The sequence below is a fragment of the Duganella fentianensis genome (assembly GCF_009857835.1).
Taxonomy (GTDB): domain Bacteria; phylum Pseudomonadota; class Gammaproteobacteria; order Burkholderiales; family Burkholderiaceae_D; genus Rugamonas; species Rugamonas fentianensis.
In genome coordinates this window covers 763717-782363 of the sequence record NZ_WWCL01000003.1, presented here as the reverse complement: position 1 = coordinate 782363, position 18647 = coordinate 763717, and the positions used below count along the sequence as shown (strand labels likewise).

10 protein-coding genes are annotated in these 18647 nt (G+C 64.5%); 3 read left to right on the top strand and 7 right to left on the bottom strand.

Annotated elements, in window-relative coordinates; genetic code table 11:
* Positions 1–2: 2 nt before the first annotated feature.
* Positions 3–3005 carry a CHASE domain-containing protein gene (locus tag GTP23_RS16560; protein ID WP_161036120.1) on the bottom strand — a complete coding sequence of 1001 codons (3003 nt, stop codon included), beginning with the start codon at positions 3003–3005 and terminating at the stop codon, positions 3–5.
* Complete coding sequence (gene queC / locus GTP23_RS16555; RefSeq protein ID WP_161036119.1) at positions 3006–3713, bottom strand: 7-cyano-7-deazaguanine synthase QueC; 708 nt, start codon at positions 3711–3713, stop codon at positions 3006–3008. It lies immediately after the preceding gene.
* Positions 3714–3897: 184 nt separating this feature from the next.
* Here queC and GTP23_RS16550 point away from each other — a divergent pair, with 184 nt between their 5' ends.
* Complete coding sequence (locus tag GTP23_RS16550; RefSeq protein WP_161036247.1) at positions 3898–5697, top strand: autotransporter assembly complex protein TamA; 1800 nt, start codon at positions 3898–3900, stop codon at positions 5695–5697.
* A gap of 9 nt (positions 5698–5706) precedes the next feature.
* Positions 5707–10203 (top strand): translocation/assembly module TamB domain-containing protein, encoded by a 4497-nt coding sequence (locus tag GTP23_RS16545; protein ID WP_202412220.1) that lies wholly within the window; start codon positions 5707–5709, stop codon positions 10201–10203.
* Positions 10204–10221: 18 nt separating this feature from the next.
* On the opposite strand, the gene GTP23_RS22615 is transcribed toward GTP23_RS16545, so the two are convergent.
* Both GTP23_RS22615 and GTP23_RS16540 read right to left on the bottom strand, forming a co-directional pair.
* Positions 10222–10380 carry a hypothetical protein gene (locus GTP23_RS22615; protein ID WP_202412248.1) on the bottom strand — a complete coding sequence of 53 codons (159 nt, stop codon included), beginning with the start codon at positions 10378–10380 and terminating at the stop codon, positions 10222–10224.
* Positions 10381–10429: 49 nt separating this feature from the next.
* Positions 10430–12886: a S9 family peptidase gene (locus tag GTP23_RS16540; RefSeq protein ID WP_161036118.1), complete on the bottom strand. Its 2457-nt coding sequence runs from the start codon at positions 12884–12886 to the stop codon at positions 10430–10432.
* Positions 12887–13054: 168 nt separating this feature from the next.
* On the opposite strand from GTP23_RS16540, the gene GTP23_RS16535 reads away from it, so the two are divergent.
* Positions 13055–13582 (top strand): CcdC protein domain-containing protein, encoded by a 528-nt coding sequence (locus tag GTP23_RS16535; RefSeq protein ID WP_229256124.1) that lies wholly within the window; start codon positions 13055–13057, stop codon positions 13580–13582.
* 80 nt (positions 13583–13662) lie between these two features.
* Here GTP23_RS16535 and GTP23_RS16530 read toward each other — a convergent pair whose 3' ends face one another.
* The 3 genes from GTP23_RS16530 to GTP23_RS16520 are packed head-to-tail and all read right to left on the bottom strand — an operon-like array spanning position 13663 to position 18646.
* On the bottom strand, positions 13663–16494 hold the full coding sequence (locus tag GTP23_RS16530) for an ATP-binding protein (RefSeq protein ID WP_155436282.1): 2832 nt from the start codon (positions 16492–16494) through the stop codon (positions 13663–13665).
* Between the two features lie 3 nt (positions 16495–16497).
* Positions 16498–17262: a hypothetical protein gene (locus GTP23_RS16525; protein WP_161036117.1), complete on the bottom strand. Its 765-nt coding sequence runs from the start codon at positions 17260–17262 to the stop codon at positions 16498–16500.
* On the bottom strand, positions 17255–18646 hold the full coding sequence (locus tag GTP23_RS16520; protein WP_161036116.1) for a hypothetical protein: 1392 nt from the start codon (positions 18644–18646) through the stop codon (positions 17255–17257). The genes GTP23_RS16525 and GTP23_RS16520 overlap by 8 nt, the downstream gene beginning before the upstream one ends.
* Position 18647: the final 1 nt, after the last annotated feature.

Below are 18647 nucleotides of genomic sequence, written 5' to 3'. Positions count from 1 at the left end.
CTTCAGGCCAGACGGCCTTCATCCTGCGCCAGCAGCACCCGGTTACGCCCGGCCCGTTTCGCCGCATACAAGGCCTGATCGGCGCGGCTCAATGCCTGTGCTCCCTGCGCTTCAGCGGCCGCCAGCCGGGCCAGTCCGATACTCACCGTCACCGTGATTTCCACGCCATCGGCCAGCTGCATGGGCGTATCGGCCACACGCGCACGCAGCCGCTCGGCCATCAGTTCTGCCGCCGGCAGGGCCGTGGCCGGCAACAGCATGGCAAATTCCTCGCCGCCTATGCGGCCCAGCATATCGATCTTGCGCCGTCCCGCGTTCATGCGTTCGGCCAGCTGCTGCAGCACGCGGTCGCCGGCAGGGTGGCCATATTCGTCATTGATGCGCTTGAAATGGTCGACATCGAGCAGCAGCACGCTGGCCGGCGGTTCCGGTGCACGCTGCAGGCGGCTGTGTTCTTCTTCCAGCCGGCGCATGAACTCGCGCCGGTTCGGCAAGCCCGTCAGCGCATCGGTAGTGGCCAGCAGATGCAGCTCGTCGTGCATGCGGCGCCGCTCCGTGGTATCGAGCGTGGAGACGATCAGGAAATCCAGGCTGTGGCCATGGCCGGGCATCACCAGCAGGGTCAGCTCATTGCGGCGCGCCACCCCGTCGAGGCGGCGGAAACTGCCTTCGCAGCTGAAGATGTGCTGCCCCTTGACCAGCGCGGCCAGCGCCAGCGCAAAATTCGGTCTGGCGGCCGCATCGAAGTTCTGCTCCAGCGTCAGCTGCGCCAGATCCTGCCGGTCGGCTCTGGCCCCCACCTGCGCCAGCCCGGCCGCATTGACATCGACGATGCGCACCTGGGCCGCCAGATAGTCGAGCTGCGCGGGATGGGCCTGCAGATAGCCGGCCAGATCGTCGATGCCGGTCAGCTCGAGCTCGTTCAGCGCCTGGCGCACGCCCGACCAGTCCTGCTCCCACAGGGCCACGGGCGCATGGTCGTACAGGCTGCGGAAGCGGGCTTCGCCGGCACGCAGCGCCTGCGCTGCACGGGCCTGTTCGATGGCGATGCCGGCCAGCTGTGCGGCCTGTTCGATCAGCGTGATATGGGCCATGCCGGGCAGGCGCGGACTGCGGTGGTAGATGGCGAAAGCGCCCAGCACATTGCCGCTGGCGCCGAAAATCGGATCGGCCCAGCACGAGCCCAGCCCGGCCTGCATGGCCTGCACGCGGTAATCGCCCAGCTCCGGCGTGTTGGCGATGTCGGCCACGATGATGCGCCGCCGCTGCTGCACCGCCTGACTGCAGGGGCCGGGCATATCGCTCAGCGCCTGACCATGTACGGCCGCGTTGAAGAACACGGGCAGGCTGGGCGCCGCGCCCACCAGCAGATGATCGCTATCGCCTTCGCGCAGCAGCACGCTGCACAGCATATCCTCGTTGCCCGCCTCCACGCCGCGCACCACGCCTTCGAGTATGGTCTGCAATGGTGCGCCGGTGGCCAGCAATTCCAGCACCTGACGGCGCGTCTGCTCACGCTGCATGGCGCGGGTGCGCTCGGTAATATCGTGGAAGGAATGCAGGCGGGCCGCCATGCTGCCCAGCTGTAGCTGGCGTGTATGCTGTTCGATCACGCGGCCATCGCGCAGATGCAGCACACTGAGCTCGCCCTCGGCCGGCCAGCCTGCCCTGTAGTCCGGCGACGGCACCAGCAGCGGCGCCTGTACGGGCGGGCGTAGCTGCTGGGCCATGTGGACCCGTAGCGCCGCCCCGTCGGTCAGCCAGTCCAGATGCTCGGGCAGATGCCACATCTCGCGCAAACGCCGGTTCACATTCAGCACTTCGCCCTGCGGGTCTTCCACCAGGATGCCGTCCATGGTGGCATCGAGTATGCTGCGGATGGTGGCCTGGCTGCGCTGCTCTTCGCTGGCCAGCGCCAGCAGCGCCTGTTCGCGTTCGCGCAGGTCGCCCGCCAGCATCTCGGCATAGCTCTGGGCGGCACGGGCACGCACGCGGCTGTGCGCCAGCTGGAACGTCAGTCCGGCCAGCAGGGCGCTAAACAGCATACCGGCCAGGCCCAGCAGGGTGGCCTTGCGCTCGCCGCTGGCATTGCTGCCGGCAGCGCTGATCTGCAACGTCCAGCTGCGGCCAGCGACCGGAAACTGCTGCTGGCTGACGCGGCTGCGCTGCAGGTCATCGGGCTGGCTGTCGTACATGAGGTTGGCGGAACTGAGGCTGCTGCCGTCATAGATTTCCACATCGAAGCCGCTGGCGCGGGGGCCGCCCAGCCCTGCCATCAGGTCATCCATGCGGAACGGCGCATACACCCAACCCGTCAGGGCGGCGCGGCGCTGTTCCACCGTGGCGACAGGCGCGCCATGCCGGTACAGCGGCAGCACCATCAGGAAGCCGGCCTGCACGGGCGCTTCCTGCTCCAGTTCCTGCACCAGCCGGATGCGCGCTGTCAGGGCCGGCAAGCCGCTATCGCGCGCCTGTTCCAGCGCAGCGCGACGCAGCGGTTCGGAAGCCGAATCGAAACCGATGGCGCGGGCATTGGCCACCGTGGCCGGTTCCAGATAGGTGATGGCGGCATACCAGTCGCGCAGGCCGGCCGGATGCACGCGGTAGCCGGCCACGCCGCTCCGGCGCACCTGCTCCGTATGAGCATCCAGCTGCTGCGGCGCCAGCAGCGCCATATAGCCTATGCCCTGTATGCCGGGGAAATGCTGCTGCAGGTGCTGGCCGGCCAGATAGGTGTGGAATTCGTCGCGGCTTACCCGCTCCGAACTGGTGAACAGACCCTGCACGCCGTACAGCACCTGTGCGTAGATGCGCATGCGCTGATCGAGATTGTTATGCAGTACGCGCACCTGCATCTCGAATTCGCTGCGCGCATCGCGTTCGGCATCGGCGCGCGCGCCCAGCCATAGCACGGCGGTGGCAGCCAGGCAGATGGCCAGCACCAGCGAGGACAGAATGTGCGGTGATTGCACGCTCTGCAAACGCTGGCCTGGCCGCGCGTTCATCTACACCCCGCCACCGGCAAACTGCTGGTAGCCGCGCGCGCGCAGCTCGCAGGCCGGGCACTTGCCGCAGCCGTAGCCCCAGTCATGTAGCTCGCCACGTTCGCCCAGATAGCAGGTGTGAGTGCCCGAGCGGATCAGATCGACCAGCGCGGCGCCGCCCAGTTCCTGCGCCAGTTCCCAGGTCTGGGCCTTGTCGCGCCACATCAGCGGGGTTTCCAGCTTGTAGCGGCTATCCATGCCCAGATTGAGCGCAACTTGCAGCGCTTTCATGGTGTCGTCGCGGCAGTCCGGATAGCCGGAGAAATCCGTCTCGCACATGCCGCCCACCAGCACTGTCAGGCCGCGCCGGTATGCCACCGTGGCCGCCACCGTCATGAACAGCAGGTTACGGCCCGGCACAAAGGTATTCGGCAGGCCATTGGCCTGGGTTTCGATGGCGATATCGTGCGTCATGGCCGTCTGCGCGATGTTCTTCAGCAGCGACAGATCAATCATGTGGTCTTCGCCCAGCCGCGCCGCCCACTCGGGCGAAAAGGCACGCAGCTGCTCGCGCACGGCCGGACGCACGGTCAGCTCGATAGCATGGCGCTGGCCATAATCGAAGCCTATGGTCTCCACACGCGCATAATGTTTCAGCGCCCAGGCCAGACAGGTGGTGGAATCCTGGCCCCCGCTAAACAGGACCAGGGCGGAATCGGTAGGCAGCATTACAGTGTTCTTTCAAGTACTTGCAAGGGTTTGCAACGTTATTAGTACGCCATCAACTGGGGCAATCCGGTAACATGGCAACATGCTTTACCCCCAATGGAATCTCATGCTACCGGCATTGCCCGCAAAATTATCAGCAGGATCACGAATTTTGGCACAAGTTGTGGCAAAAGTAGTGGCAAATATGGTGCGGGCCCGCGCCCGCCGGTGCGCTGCGGCAAGTCTGCTGGCTGCCATGGCCCTGCCCGCGCAGGCTCAGCTCGACTATGCGCTGCGCATCAGCGCGCCGGCCCCGCTCGATACGCTGCTGGAACAGAATCTCGATCTGCAGCGCTTCCGCGAGAGTCCGCGCATGGATCTGGAGCAGCTGCAGCGGCTGGTACGGGTAGCGCCCGAGCAGATCCGTACGCTGGTGGCCACGGAAGGCTATTACTCGCCCGAAGTCAGCGCGACGCTGGAGCGCGACGGTGAACGCCCCACCGTGCAGATTCGCGTCAGCCCGGGCGAGCCGGTGCGGGTGGGCGAAGTCGAGCTGGAACTGCAAGGCTTCGCCTACGCGCCGGGACTGGCGCCGGCCCTGCAGTTCGATCCGGTCGCACTCAAGGCCAGCTGGGCCCTCAAACAGGGCGCCATCTTCCGCCAGAACGACTGGGAACAGGCCAAACGCGGCCTGCTGCGGCAGGTGGTACAGAGCCGCTATCCGCGCGCCCAGATCGCCGAAAGCAGCGCCACCGTCGATCCCGACCAGCATGTCGCGCTGCTGCACGTGGTGCTCGACAGCGGGCCGGAACTGCGCTTCGGCGAACTGCGGGTGGAAGGGCTGAAACGCTATCCGCTCTCGGTGGTGGCGAATCTGAACCAGATCCAGCCCGGCGACTACTACAACGAAGCGGCGCTGCAGGCCTATCAGACCCGCTTGCAGGATAGTGGCTACTTCAGCAGCGTGGAAGTCAGCGCCGATAGCAGCGCCATGCTGAACGAGCAGCTGGCGGCAGCGGAAGCGCCGGCCAGCCGTGATCGCAGCATGGCGCCCCTGCCCCTGCTGGTGCGCGTGGTCGAGAACAAGCAGCGCAATGTCAGCGCCGGTCTGGGTTTCAGTACCAACACGGGTAACCGTGCTTCGCTCACTTATGACGACCTGTCCGTGTTCGGCCTGCGCATGAAAAGTGCGATGACGCTGGAAACCAAAAAGCAGTCGGCCCATAGCACGCTGTACTTCCCCACTACGCCGCAAGGCTATAACGACAGCATAGGCGCCGCCTTCGAGCGCAGCGACATTTCCGGTGAAGTCACCAGCGTGGCCAGCGTGGCCGCCAAGCGCAGCTGGGGCACGCCGCTGCTGGAACGTAATCTGTCGGTCGAGCTGCTGACGGAAACCAAGACGCTCGATGGCATCCCTTCCAGCACCAGCAAAAGCCTGCCGCTCACCTATGGCGTCACCTGGCGCAAGCTGGATAACCTGCTGTTCCCGACCAAAGGCTACGCCCTCAATGCGCAACTGGGCGGCGCCCTGCTGCCGCTGCTGACGGATGAAGCATTTGTGCGCGGCTATGCGCGCGCCGTGATGTATGCGCCGCTGGGCAGCAGCGATAATCTGATCCTGCGCGCCGAAGCCGGTGCGCTGGCTTCGCGCAGCAAGAATGGCGTGCCGGCCGTGTATCTGTTCCGCGCCGGTGGCGACCAGTCGGTACGCGGCTACGCTTTTCAGGAACTGGGTGTAAGAGTGGGCGATGCCATCACGGGGGGGCGTTACCTGACCACCGCCAGCGCCGAATACCAGCACTGGTTCCGCCCTAACTGGGGCGCGGCGCTGTTCTACGATGCCGGCAATGCCAGCGACACTTTCAGCACACTGCGGCCGAAATCCGGCTACGGCGTAGGCGCGCGCTGGAAGAGCCCCGTCGGCCCGATCAACGTCGATATGGCGTATGGCCACGCCGTGCACAAATACCGCTTGCACTTCTCGCTGGGCTTCACTTTCTGATTATTTCTGATGAGCGCAACGCCTCCCACCACTCCTGACACCGAGCAGCCTGCGGCCAGCAAGCGTCGCTGGCCGCGCCGTCTGCTGATCGGCTGCCTGCTGGTACTGGCCATGCTGGCAGCCGCCTTCTGGCTGCTGGGCCGCGAAACCACGCTGCAGCAGCTGGTGCAGCGCATCGCCAACGCCAGCGGCGGCCAGATTACGGTCAGCGATGTCTCCGGCTCGCTGTACCACCGCATGCACATCGGCCATCTGGTGTACCGCAGCGAAGACAGCGTCATCACGGCAGACCAGATCGATATCAACTGGTCGCCGCTGCAGTATTTTTCGGCTGGTCTGTCCGTCAGCGAACTGCGCGTGGCCGCACTGACCGTGCAGAGTCTGAAGGAATCCCCGCCGCCTACCCTGCCTGCATCGCTGGCGCTACCGTTTGAACTGCATCTGGCCGATGCCCGCATCGAACTACTGACGCTGATAGGCACCAATCCCGGCAGCCGGGACGTGATCCGCAAGCTACACCTGCAACTCGACGCAGGCCCGCAGCGCTGGCAACTGCATCAGGCCAGCGCCAGCACAGCCTATGGCGACATCGGCGCGGAATTGAAACTCGATGCCAGCGCGCCCTTTACCTTGCAGGGGCGGGCCACACTGGCCCACGCCAGCGGTGCCAGCGTGCGTCTCGACGCCAGCGGTACGCTGGCCGCGCTCAAGCTGCAGGCACAGGCCAGCCTGCAGAACAACAGCACTGCCGGTGCGGCGGGTAACGCGCGCACCGCTGTTACGGGTGCCGCTGCCGGTACAAGTGCCGCTGCTGGGGCCACTGCCAGCGCCAGCGCCGTCCTTGCCCCGTTTGACACCTTCCCCTTGCGCAGCCTGAATCTGCAGGCCCGCCACATCGATCCGGCTGCCCTGCAGGCCGGCCTGCCGCAAGCCCTGCTCGATCTGGACCTGCAGGCCAGTCTCAGCACACAGCAGCAGCTAAGCGGCCGCCTGTCGCTGTACAACCGTGGCAAAGTGGGCGCCATCGACCAGCAGGCATTGCCCCTGCAAGCACTGGCAGCGCGCCTGAACGGCAGCCTGAAAGACCGCATCAATACCGCCAGCCTGGACGACGTGGTGATCGACCTCGGTGCTGCAGGCCGCTTCACAGGTGGCGGCAAGCTGCAACACAAGGACGGCGCCGCCACACTGGAAAGCGCCCAGTTCACGCTGCACACGGATAAGCTCAATCTGCGCCAGTTGCACAGCAGTCTGCACGCCACCAGCCTCGCTGGCAACATCAGCCTGCAAGGCAAAGCAAAGCAGCAAACGCTGACGGCCAGACTGACACAGAAAGACCTGCAACTGGAACTGCAAGCCCTGCTCAATGCCAGCAAGCTGCACCTGCAACAGGCGCGCCTGCAGGCCAGGCAAGGCAGCCTTGCCGTCAGCGGGCAGGCCAGCCTGCAGGGCCAGCGCGATTTCGCCCTGACCCTGCGCAGCCAGCATTTCGATCCGGCCGCCCTGGGCCCGCAACTGCCGGCGGCCGATCTGAATGGCAGCATCAGCGTCGACGGCAAACTGGCGCCTGCATGGCAGGCCAGTGCGACGCTGGATCTGCAGGCCAGCAAGCTGGCCGGACACCCGCTGACGGCCAGCGGCAAACTGCGCGCCGACGCCCGCCACCTGAGCGACGTTGATCTGCGCCTGCAACTGGCGCAGAACAGCGCCAGCATCAAGGGCAGCTTCGGCGCAGCGGGCGAGCAGTTACGCTGGCTGGTGGAAGCACCGCAGCTGAACGCCTTCAGTAGCGATATCGGCGGCGCGGCCAGCGTCAGCGGCAGCATCAGCGGCAGCATGGCCGCACCGCGCAGCAGCTTCGAACTCGATGCCCGAGGCCTGATGCTTAGCGCCAGCAAGCACGCAAATCCTGATAGCCGAGTACACGCCAGCGGCGAACTCACGCTGGCGGGTGCCAGCAAGCGTCCCGAACTGAACGTGCAGGGTACGGTGCAGAAGCTCGATCCGGCCGCCTTCGGCAGCGCCCAGAGCGGCAGCATACAGGCCGACTTCCGCGCCGACGCCAGACTGGCACAGGACTGGCGCGCCGCCCTCAGCCTGACCCTGCAACCCTCGACGCTGGGCAGCGCGCCCCTGAGTGGCCGCGCGACCTTGCAGGCCGACCGCCAGCGCATCAGCAACGCCGATATCGATCTGCATCTGGCCAGCATGGCGCTCAGCGCCAAAGGCAGCTTTGGCAAAGCGGGCAACAAACTGGAATGGAAGCTGGCCGCGCCACAACTGGCCCCGCTAGGCCCCCAGTTCGGCGGCGCGCTGCAGGCGGCCGGAGTACTGGCCGGCACCAGCGCCAAACCGGCCCTCAGCTTCACGCTCGATGGCAGCAATCTGCACCTGCCCGGCGCACGCCAGATCGCCAGCATCCGTGGCAGCGCTACGCTGGGCAGCACGGAGAGCACCAGCGATGTGCCTATGGTGGCCGATATCGACATCAGCCGCTACGGCTCTCCCACCCTCAGCCTGAACCGCCTGCGCCTGCAGACTAGCGGTAGCCGCAGCGCCCACACCCTGCAGCTCAGTGCCAGCAACGGCGACTTCGATGCCAGCGTCAAGCTGGCCGGTAGCTGGGCCAACGATAGCTGGAGCGGCACCCTCAACACGCTGCAGAACCGTGGCCGCTTCGGCTTCACGCTGGCCGCCCCCGCGGCCCTCAAGGTGACAGCCGAACGTGATAGCGGCGTGGCCGGCCTGCTGCATCCGCAGCAGATCAGCGTGGGCAGCGCCAGCCTGCAACTCCCTGATGGCAGTATCCGGCTCGACCAGCTAGAGAAAAACGGTGCCAGCTGGCGCAGCAAAGGGCAGGCGCAGGGCGTACCCGTCAACTATCTGGCCCAGCTCTCGCCGGCATGGCACGACTTTGTGCGCAGCACCCTGAATATCGGTGCCGAATGGTCGCTCAATCTGCAGGCAGCCAGCAATGGCGCGGCGCCGGCACTGGACGGCATGCTGCGGGTGTACCGCGAATCGGGCGACCTCACCATTACCGGCGCCGATCTGCCGCAGGCACTGGGCCTGCGCATGCTCGACGCGCGCGCCGACCTCACCGATGGCAATCTGCGCCTGCAGCTCAATCTCGATGGCAGCCGCGCCGGACAGGCCCGCTTCGACGCCAGCACGCGGCTGGTGGATGGCCATCTAAGCCAGCACAGCCCCTTTACCCTGAGCGGCAGCGCGAATATGGGCTCGATCGCGTGGCTGGCACCACTCGCAGGACAGCCCGGCATGGAAGTGGACGGCGTGCTCAAACTGAATGTGGCCGGTAGCGGCAGCTTTGCCGCGCCCCAGCTGAACGGTGACCTGAATGGCGAAAAACTGACGCTGACGCTACCCGAACAAGGCATCAAGCTACGCAACGGCCAGCTACAGGCGCGCATCAGCGGTGACCAGCTGACCTTGCAGAACCTCAGCTTTGACGGCACGGAAGGCCGCGCCAGCGCCGAAGGCTGGATGCGCTACGCCGACAATCAGGCCAGCATGAACCTCAAGCTGGTGGCCGATAAACTGGAAGTGCTGGCCCGACCCGACCGCATACTGGTGGTCAGCGGCAGCAGCAGCCTGACGCGCGACGCCAAGCAGTTCCAGCTCACAGGCAAATACCGCGCCGAACGGGCCAGCATCGAACTGGCCAACGAAAACACCCCCACCCTGAGCGATGACGTGATCATCCTGGGCCGTGGTGCGGCTGTAGGCAAAGCGCCGCAAGGCATGCCGCTAAATATCGATCTGGAGGCCGACCTCGGCGACGCCTTCAGTCTGAAAGGCAAAGGCCTGAATGCGCAACTGGCCGGCACCCTGCGCATCCGCGTCAGCGAACGGCGCGCACCGCGCGTGCAGGGCAGCATCCGCGTCGTCAGCGGCACTTACGCCGCCTATGGCAAGCAGCTCAGCATCGAACGTGGCGTAATCAACTTCAGCGGCGCTTACGATAATCCGGGCCTGAACATTCTGGCCGTGCGCCATGGCCCCGAAGGCGAAGCCCTGAGCGAAACCAATGTGGAAGCAGGCGTGGAAGTCCGCGGCACGGCGCTGGCCCCCGTTGCCAAGCTGGTCTCCACTCCCAACGTATCGGATAGCGACAAGCTGGCATGGCTGGTACTGGGCCACGGCATCGACAGCACGGGCGGTAACGATATGGCCCTGCTCAGCACTGCGGCCGGTGCCCTGTTCGGCGGCGGTCAGGGCCGGCTGGCCAATGCGCTAGGGGTGGATGAACTGGGCGTCAAGCAGGCGGCCGGTACGGCCGCAGGATCGGCCACAGGGCTGCAATCGACCGTGGTCACGGTGGGCAAGCGGCTGTCGGCACGGGCCTATCTGAGTTTCGAGCAGGGTGCGGGCACGGCCACCAGCCTGGTCAAGCTCAAATACAAACTGAACCCGCGCATCACCCTGCAATTCCAGACCGGCACCAACAATGCGCTGGATGTGCTGTACAACTGGGCCTTCGACTAGACAGGCTGGCTGGCCCGTCTAGCTGGGATGGTGGTCGGGCACAGGGTCATCCTGCGGCACCGGATGGGGCACGGCAGGCGGCGCGGGATCGTCGGCCGGCACAGGATCAGGCGCCCGGTGCAGGTGCAGCGCGGGCAAATAGGGTAGCGGCGATGGCATTACGGCAGACGTCAGCATGAACACTCTCCTTGCATCAGGGTAGCCTTCATTGTACGCCTGCTGCGTTTCAGGGCTGCGCGTGTCTGACGTATTTTTCCAGCCACAGATTGGTTTCGTACAGCATGTGCAGTATCGATTCACGCGCCCGATACGCATGGGCCTCATTCGGCAGCATCACCAGCCGTGCCGTGCCACCGAGTCCTTTGATAGCCTGGAACATGCGTTCGCTCTGCACGGGGAAGGTGCCGGAATTGGCATCCTCGGCGCCGTGTATCAGCAGCAGCGCATCCTTGATGCGGTCAGCGTAGTTAAATGGCGACATGGCCTGATACACCTCCGGCGCCTTCCAGTAGGGCCGCTCTTCGGACTGGAAGCCGAACGGCGTCAACGTGCGGTTGTAAGCGCCGCTGCGGGCTATGCCGGCCCGGAACAGCCGCGTGTGCGCCAGCAGATTGGCCGTCATGAAAGCGCCATACGAATGGCCGCCGATGGCGATGCGATGGCGTTCGGCCACGCCGCGGCGCACTACTTCTTCCACTGCCGCCTCGGCATCGGCCACCAGTTGCGGCAGATAGCTGTCGTTGGGTTCCTCCTCGCCGCTACCCACGATGGGGAAGGACGGGTTATCCAGTACCGCATAGCCCATGGCCAGAAACGCGGCCGGCCCCCAGTAGCTGACGGCATTGAAGCGGTAAGGCGAACCGGTGGTCTGGCTGGCTGCGCCGGTGGATTTGAATTCCTGCGGATAGGCCCACATCAGCAGCGGCAGCGGACCGTCACGCTGTGCGTCATAGTCCGGCGGCAGCATCAGCGTGGCCGTCAGTTCTACTCCATCGGCACGCTGGTAGCGGATCTGCTCTTTTTGCACTGCGCGTAGCTGCGGGGTCGGATGGGGATAGTGCGTCAGTGCCAGCAGCTGCTGGCCATCCGGCTTGCGCAGGTCGCGCAGATAGTAATTGGGCCGCTCGGTCGGGGTTTCGCGCGAAGTGAGAATCAGCGTGCCATCCTGATTCAGCACGGCCGCCACGTTCTCGAAGTAGGGCGCGGCGCTCTGGAACAGCCGCTCCTTGTGCAGCGTATCGAGATACAGCCGGTCGAGGAAAGGCCGGTCGCCTTCCGGCGTGGCACCGGCACCATCGAGCAGGATGCTGTTGTCCTCCCCTATCAGCAGGCGCGCAAAACCCTGGGCATCGGCGCGCAGCACGGGCGCACCGGGGCTGTTGTAGCGGTCTTCATACGAACCGGCATACACCAGCTGCGCTGCCACGGCCGGATGATCGGGCTGCAGGCGCCACTGGCGGAAATCACGCGTCTTGTGCCAGCGCTCATTGACCAGCGCCACATCGCCACGGCCCCATGCCACTCCGGCATAGCGCATCTGCAAGCGCGCCAGCACCTGTGGCGCCGCCGTGAACGGCGCCGCATGCTGATACACCAAATCACGCACACCATCAGCCACGGCGCGGGCCGGATCGCCGCCATCCTGCGCTTCCACCCAGACCAGCGTGGCTGCCGCATCGGCACGCCAGCCCACATTGCGCACACCGGCCGAAACAGCGTCATTCCCCGGCGGCAGGCCTTCTTCCAGCGGCAGATCGGCCACCGTATGCAGCACGGCGCCAGCCAGATTGAGCACTTCGATGCGCTCGCCGAAATTCGACGCCGGTACCAGATAGGAATACGGCCGCGTCACGCACTGGCTCAGTATGTGCTGGCCATCGGGCGAAATCGCCGTGCGCGCATAGGCGGCCGGCGCGGCGATGGGCTGGGCTTTGCCATGCAGATCCAGCCGCACTAGCTGCACGGTGATGTAGTGCTCAAACAGCTGTGCATCGTGCTCGTTCTTCAGCAAGTCCTGATAGGTACGCAGCTGGCGCACACCGGCAGCAGCATCGCTATCCTGCATGACGGGGCCGCGCGGTATGCCATCCGACACGGGCGCCTTGCCACTGCCGGCAGGTCGCCAGTGCACCAGCAGGCCGCTGCTATCGGGCAGCCAGCTGAAACCGCGCGTCAGCACGGCCGATAGCGGCTGGGCCGACAGGCGCGCCGCCTTGTTGGCCGCAATATCGAGCAGCCACAGTTCCACTGCGCCCTTGTCGCCCTTGAAGGCCACATGGGAAAACGCCAGATAGCGCTGGTCCGGCGACCAGCTCATGTCGGCCAGACGCAGATTGCGCGGCAGGCCGCGTATGCGGCGCGGCTTCTGCGTTGCCACTTCCAGCAGCGACAGATCGGTGCCGAACGAAAAGCGCGACTGCGCGTAGATGCGGGGATTGATGCGCAGACCGGCCAGCTTGAGCTCCGGCTGCGCCACTTCGGCTATGCCGGGCAAGGCCGGGGTCTGCACCACGGCCAGCAGGTCACGCTGCGGGCTCAGACTCATGGAGGGCGCACGCGGTGCATCGACGATCTGCTGCAGCGCCAGCGGCGGCAGGCCATAGCCGTCGGCAGCAGCTGCCATATGCGGTGCGGGGGCCAGCAGGTCTGCCGTCAGCGGCAGCTTGGGTAAAGCTTGATTCATGGTGTTCCTTATCGCCAAGATAATATGGCGGGGCGGCGCGGCTGCAACGGCAGAGCTTAAAGCCCAGTTTGCTGACGGCGGAATTGATTGTCAAGGCAGTAAGCGGCCGGACTGGCGTACAATCGCGCTTCTCGACTGACTCAAGACGCTGTTGCAATGAATATCGAAATGACCACCCTCACCCTGCTGCTGCTCGTGCCTCTGGCCGTGTGGCGCATCTATTCCCGTCTGAAGACGCTGCTGGGGCGCACCCGCTCGGAACTGTGGCGCCACTACAGCACGGCCGTGATCAGTGCCGGCAGTCTGGGCGTGATCGCCGCCACCCTGCTGGGCAAATGGGAAGCGCTGGGCGCCCTGCTGGCCGGTGCTGCCATCGGTGCGCTGCTGGGGCGCCGCAACGTGCAGAGCACGCGGCTGGAAAATACCAAGGAAGGCTTCTTCTACACGCCCAACCGGCGCCTTAGCCTGCTGGTGCTGATGCTGTTCATCAGCCGCCTGATTTACCGCCTGTTCGAAGCCTATCTGCACATGCACAACCAGCTGCCGCTCGATCCGGACTTCCTCGGCCAGCCTGTTACTGCCGTGCTGTTTGGCCTGCTGGGCGGCTTCTATCTGTATTTCTCGGCCCAGCTGATCCGCTGGCGCCGCAGCACCAAGCCGGTGCCCCGCCCTATCGACATCTTCGACATCAAGTAAGCCCGCTGGCCTAGAGGCCCAAAACACAACGCCCGGATGCATCACTGCTCCGGGCGTTTGTTTTGGGCGAGACCCTGCTATCAGGCGGCCTGAGTTGCCTCGGCGGTCCGGCGCTGCAGCACGAAGATAGGCTGGGCCCATTCCGTATCCTTCTTCTTTTTGCTGGTGATCAGCGTCAGTTCGGAAGGATCGTACACGTCGGTGTTGTGGGTCAGCGGCGTCGTCATCAGATACTGGGCGTCGGTGTTCTTGAGGAACTCGCCCACTAGCTGGATGTTGCGGATATCCAGGTGGGCAAACGGTTCGTCAATGAACACGAAGCCGCCCGAACCATCTTCCGATTTCAGCAGACCAATCAGCAGCACCAGCGATTTCATCACCTGCTGGCCGCCCGACGCTTCGCCGTCGTTCATGCCGATGATGCCCTTGCCGTCGAACTTGAAGCGCACATGCAGGCCAGCCTGCGCCAGCAGCATATCGTCGTTTTCCAGACGTACCGGATCGGCATGCACTTCGATGCCGGCCAGCTCGCCCAGTTCCTTGATGTTCTTGGCGTAGGTCTTGATGGTGTAGCGCAGCCGCTCCATGTAGGCGCCACGGGCATTGCCGGTGGCTTCGATGGCGCGGTTGTTCTGGTAGCGGCGCTCTTCCGTCTCGGCCTGACGGCCATGCAGCTGGTCGTTGAGGCGCTGGTACTGGTCGATCACGGTAGCATCGAGTTCCCAGTCGCTGCGCGCCAGACTGGTTTCCAGACTGTGGATACGCAGGTGAACCTGATGGGTGTTCTGATGCTCGTCGGCCAGCGCCAGACGACGGGCCGAACGCTTCCAGCCTTTCGGCAGGTGGCGCCAGCTCTTGCGCAGTGCCAGCAGCGCACGCGCATGCTCGCTACGCTGTTCCAGCTGGCGGCGGTTATTCAGACGCATGCCGGCTTCCGCTTCCGACAGCGCGAAGCGGGCGTTCTGCCACGTAGTATCGGCGCGGGTACGCGTCACCACGGCATTCTTGATCAGCGTCTGCAGCTCGCCCAGACGTGCCCCCACTTCCGTGCGCTCGGCACGCAGCGGCACGGCGTTGCGCGCCGCTTCGTCGAATTCTTCCTGCCGTGCGGCCAGCTCCTTGGCCGCATCGACACCGGCCAGACGGGTCTTGAGCGCGCTGATTTCGGAGGCCAGCTTGGAGACCACCAGCGTCAGCGCATCTTCCTGCGCTTCCAGTGCTGGCAGGCCTTTCTGGATCGCTTCCATACGCTGGGTGCGGCCAGCGGAACCGAAGCGGTAACGCGAAGCTTCCACGAACAGCGAACGGCCACCGCGACGCTCGCGGTGGTAGGCGTCCGGCGTAATCCATTCTTCATGGCTGCCCAGCTTGGCGCCGGCATCGACCGAATCAACCCGGGTAATACGGGTCAGCTGTTCTACCAGCCATGCCGGCACTTTGGCTGAGAACTTCACCACCGACATCAGGCTGTCATCCTTGACGCTAGGCGCGTGCACCAGATCGGGCACGATGAAGTGGCGATAGCGCTCCTTCTCCGCCAGACGGTAGGCTGCCGACGCATCGGAAGCTTTATCCAGCAGCACCACGGACGCATAACCGCCCAGCACACCTTCGATGGCACCCTGCCAGCGTGCATCCGTCACCTCGACGATGTCGGACAGCATGGCGTGGCCTATGCCTGCATCGTTGAGGGCGCGGCGCATGGCGCGCTGCACTTCCGGCTCCGGCATGGCAGTCTTGCCCTGCAACGCAGAAATGGTGGCCTGTTCGCCGGCGATCTTGCTGGCGATAGCATCGCGTGCCATACGCTGGCGCGCCAGTTCGATTTCTTTTTCCTGTAACTGCTGCGCCACTTCGGCCAGATCGGCACCGGCATCGGCGGCCAGCTTCTGCAAGCGGGCCTTCTGTTCCAGCAGCGAATCGAGCGGCTTGAGTTTGCCGTTAATCAGGGTCAAGCGGCTTTGCAGCGCGGTCGATTCCTGTTCCAGCACGGTTTCCGTCTGCTGTGCGTCACTCAGCGCCTTGGCCTGTGCGGCCAGCGCATTGCGCTTGTCCGACAGCTGCTGGTCCGCCTGCAGCAGCGGCTTGCGCGCATCGCGCAACTGGCGGCTGATGGTGCCGTGCTTCTCGCGCGCTTCGTGGTACTCCAGCGTCGGCAGCACTTCTTCCTGCAGATTGCGGCGTTCCTTGTTGAGCGACTCCCACTGGTGGTAATTGGCCACGCGCAGGCGCAACCCTTCCAGATTGGTCTTGGACGATTCCAGCTCGGCCTCGAAGCGTTTCAGTTCCGTTTCCGTATCGCGCTGGTGGCGCTTGGCTTCGTCGTAGGCGTCCAGCACTTCCTTGTCGCCGAATACCTGGAACACCAGATCGAGCAGCTGGCGCGGGGCGTATTCGCACAGCTTGTCCGTTTCGCCCTGCTCGAGCGCCAGCACTTTGGCCATGGCGGGCGACAGGCCGGCACTGGCCAGACGCTTGCGGTAGTTCTCCACACCGAGCCAGTCGTTGCCGACTTCGCCGATGTCTTCGATCTGCACATTCCCCGGACGCATCAGGTACTGACGCTTCCAGTCGCCACCGTTTTTCTGGATCTGGCAGAACAGCGTCACTTCATCATCGCTGAAGAAACCGGAGCTACGGAACGGACGGTTGGACAGCTGCCTGCCCACGGCGCGGTTATCCACCACGGCGCGCAGCCATGCCGTCTGCTGGCCGCTATGGCGGGCATAGTGCTTGTAGGTACGGCCCATCGAGCAATCGAGCCCGAACAGGGTGCGCAGCGCATCGAGCAGCGTGGTTTTGCCGGAACCGTTCTGGCCCGCGATGGTGATGATCTTCGCGTCCAGCGGAATATTCTTGATACGTTGCCAGTAATCCCAGTGGACCAGCTCTAACGATTTAATGTGAAACATGGCTTAGCTCTCGTCGGGAAGTTCGGTATCGGCAGCGCTATCGCTGTCGGCAGCTTCGGGGGCATGTTCAACATGCGGCTCGACATACGGCTCGGCTTCCGGCTCCGGCGTTGCGGCCTGACGCGGCACAGGGATCATCTGCGCGGGCGAACGCTTGAACACATCGGCCAGCGCGCCATTGATGATGCGCTCTTTCAGCAGGTCGGTGTCCATCATCAGGTCCAGCAGCGGACCTTCCACGATCACGTCGCCGCGTCGCTCGATGAAGCCCAGCTTGGCCAGTATGCCCAGATTCATATCGAGACGGGTTTTCTTGCCCAGCTTGTCGCCGAAGTCGGCCAGCAGCGCCTTGTAGGCGATGCCGATGGAAGTATCCTCTGCCCGTGGCAGCGGCTTCTCCACCCCGAACATATCGTTCTGGTCGTCGTCCGCATGGGTATGGCTTTCCTGCCGTTCGCGCTTGGGCAAGATGATCTGCGCCCACAGCACTACCAGCAGGGCCACGCCGTCGCGCGACAGGCCGAAATTATTGTTCTGCCAGATATCGCGCGCACCGAAAATCTTCGGTTCGATAGCACGGTGCAGCGCCAGCGTCACATGATCGGCGTACACGTTATCCAGCAGTTTCAGGCCCGTGGCCAGCAGACGCGCATCGACTTCGGCGCGGAACTGTTCATCCGACAGCACGCGTTTGACCAGTTTGTCATCGCGGCGCAGGCTCTGGTGCGTGAGCAGGCGGGCGATCAGAATTTGGGAATCGTCATTCATCGGACTTGTCGCCTTCCGGATTCAGAATAAGTGAGAGGGAGGCCATGGACATTGCTGCCACATGCAAATCGGGCAACTCGACCATTTCATCGGTCGGTGCAAATTTCACTGGCAAGCGAGCCAGTTCGGCAGTAGCGCCCTGCAGGCGTGCTTCGTCGGCATCACCCAGCAGTGGCAGCAGCGAAGCGCGGTAGGAGGCCACGGCAAAGGTAGCCGGCAGCAGGGTTTCGTGTACCGGCATCGCTTGCGGCGCGGCTTCCGACGCATCGACTGCCGGCGGCAGATTCTGCGTGGCCTGTTTGCCGAAGGCGGCGAAATCGGACAGGCGCTCCAGCCAGTCATCGAGTTCGCGCTGCATCTGCGGCGCATCGCTAATCGTGGTCGGGGCATCGGTACCGGCCGGCAGGCCGCCGCTGACAGCGCTGGTGACGCGGTCGGCCAGCAGTTCGGTTTCCGCCACGTCGATCATTTCGGCCGGCGTAATAAACAGCGGCACCACCGGCTGATCGATCGCATCGATCGCCAGCGAGGCCAGATCTTCGTGCAGCAGCAGCCAGCGCTTGATGTCCGTAGTGGACAGGCCGGACTGGCCCAGATGCACGCGCTGGCGTTCGATCTGGTTCAGCGCACGCGAGAACATACCCTGCATATTCAGCAGCGCCGACTGGGCGCGGCCGATGGCCTGCGCCGCACGGTGGGTGGCGGCATCGGCGTTTTCATCGGAGGTAATGGCGCGCAGGATTTCCGAGCCCTTTTCCACCCAGTCGCACGCCATATGCCATTTGGCCTGCGAAGCGCGCAGGCGGAATTCCGAGCCGGAGGCAATCGCGTCGGAGAATTCTTCCGTCAGATCGACCAGACGACCGAGCAGATGCTGCAGCTGTTCGACTGTCACGCCGCCCATCACCTGCGCACCAGCCACCTGCGACAGCAAGAAACCCATATCGGCTTCGTCTTCGTCGTTACCCAGCGCTAGCAGACCGTCGATGGCCGACAGCACATTGCGCGCCATAGGCGTAACGCGGTACACGGCCTGCTGCGCATCCCACGCCAGCAACTGGTTGCTACGCAGGCGCATCAGCACCGTTTCTAGACTTTCCGGCAGCAGATAGGCCAGCCGGGTATTGATGTCGGCACGCGAGAAGGTAGACGAGCTGGTATCCGAGGCCAGCTCGCGCAGCACCAGCAGTCGTACCAGCACGCCATCAAACCCGCCGTGGAACAGGGCCGTGAACACCTGCAGCAACGGCTGCGCGCGTTTCAGGTGGTAGACCTGTTCGATCTCGTCCACCGACACATTCGGTTTGAAGTGGGCTTGCAGGCCATCCTGCTGCTGATCCAGCGCCCCGTCAGGCGTGGTCTCGCTTGTTATAGGTTCTATCATT